Source organism: Variovorax sp. MPBD4-3, from assembly GCF_058809745.1.
In genome coordinates, this window is sequence record NZ_JBXASW010000131.1 from 1 (window position 1) to 2,048 (window position 2,048).

The 2,048-nt window shown below is 69.9% G+C and carries 1 protein-coding gene; it reads right to left on the bottom strand.

Features of this window, described 5'->3' with window-relative positions:
• A partial coding sequence (locus AC1RVW_RS30770) for an Ig-like domain-containing protein (protein ID WP_493204517.1) occupies window positions 1–2,048 on the bottom strand: 2,048 nt, incomplete at both ends.

Consider the following 2,048-nt stretch of genomic DNA (forward strand, 5'->3'; position numbering starts at 1 on the left):
AAGCTGTGCGGGCCGGTCGTCAGGGGCAGCGCGGGCGTGAAGCGCCATGTGCCGTCGGCGTTGACCGCCGTGCTGCCGATGAGCTTGCCGTTGTCGTAGACGTTGACGCTGGCGACCTGGGCCGGATCTGCCTTGCCGATGTATTCGGGCTTGCTGTCGTCGGTCTGCGCGCCCGAGGCGATGGTGCCCTGCACGGCGCCCACGTCGTCCAGCACCTGGATCTTCGAGGCGTCCAGTGTCGCGGGCACCGTGGTGTCCACGTCGATCGCGAGGGCGCCCGACTGGGGGCTCTCGTTGCCGGCCGCATCGGTCAGCGTATAGCTGAGGCGGTGCGAGCCTTCGGCCAGGGGCGCGCTCGGTGTCAGCGTGCCGCTCGCGGCGTCGTGGATTGCGGCGACCCTGGCTCCGTCCACATACAGCGACGGTGTCGAGCCGGACGCCACCGTGCCGATGTTGATGCCGGGCATCGCGTCGTCGGTGGTCGCGGCGGTGCTTGCCGGGCTCTGGATCGTGCCGACGTTGTCGGCATAGCTCGCCGGAACCTTCGGTGCCGTCGGCGCGGTCCTGTCGACCGTGACCACGAGTGCCGGGGCCTGCCTGCTCTCGTTGCCGGCCGTGTCGGTCAGTGTGTAGCTGATCCGGTGCTCGCCTTCGGCCAGGGGGGTGTTCGGTGTCAGCGTTCCGCTCACGGGGTCATAGGTCGCAGCGACCTTGGCGTCGTCCACGTACAGAGACGGCGTCAAGCCGCTGGACACCGGACCGATGTTGAGGCCGGGCGTGGCGTCGTCCGTGGTCGGCGCGGTGCTGGCCGGGTTCTGGATGGCGCCGACGTTGTCGGCGTAGCCTGCCGGAGTGGACGGCGCGCCTGGCGCGCCAGTACGGACGGCGACGGACAGCGCAGGGGCCTGCTGGCTCTCGTTGCCGGCGGCATCGGTCAGCGTGTAGCCGATCTGGTGCGCGCCATCGCCGAGCGGGACGTTCGGTGTCAGCGTGCCTGCGACCGGGTCATAGGTCGAGGCGACCTTGACGCCATCGACATACAGCGAGGGTGTGAGGTCCGCGGATACCGGGCCGATGTTGAGTCCAGGCGTGGTGTCGTCGGTGGTCGCGGCATTGCTGGCCGGATTCTGGATCGCACCGACGTTGTCGGCATAGCCGGTTGCCGCGACCGGCGTGCCGGGCGCGGTGGTGTCGACATTCACGACGAAGGCGCCCGAACGCGGACTCTCGTTGCCGACCGGGTCGATGGCCGTGGCGGTGAGCTGGTGCGTGCCTTCTGCCAGCGGCGTGGTCGGCGTGAAGCTCCAGCTCCCGTCGGCCTTGACCGTGGTGCTGCCGATGGCGCTGCCGTTGTCGTAGACCTTGATGACGTCGCCGGGCGTCGCCCCTTCGCCTGAGAGGGTGGGCGTGGTGTCGTCGCTGTAGCCGCCGGTCATGAGCCGGCCCTGCACGGAGCCGACGTCGTCGGTCGCCTTGCCGATGGCGGGCACGTTGGGAGCGGTGGTGTCGATGGTCAGCGAGAGCGAGGCTTCGCCCTTGGTGCCCGCCGCGTTCACCGCGGTGGCCGTGTACTTGTGCGTACCTTCGACCTGCGCCGGCAGCGTGAGGCTCCAGTTGCCGCTGGCGTCCGCCGTGGTGGAGCCGAGCACGACCGATTCTTCATGGACAGTCACGATGGCACCGCGCGTCGCCTTGCCCACGAGCGTGGGCGTGGTGTCGTCCGTGAGTGCGCCGGGAGCGAGGTTGCCCTGCTTGCTGCCCTGGTCGTCCACAGCGTGGCCGACGCTGACGACGACATTCGCGGTGTCGACCGCGAAAACCAGAGGGGCGCTGGCTGCGCTGGTATTGCCCGCGGCGTCGGTGAGGGTGTGGGTGATGCTGTGCGCGCCATCGCCCAGCGGGGTGCTGAGCGCGAGGCTCCACTTTCCATCGCTCGCCACAGCGGCGCTGCCGATGAGTGTGGCGCCGTCGTACACCTTGACGACGTCGCCGGCCCTGGCGCCGCTGCCGCTGAAGGTGGGCGAGGCGTCGTCGGTGGAGCCGCCAGC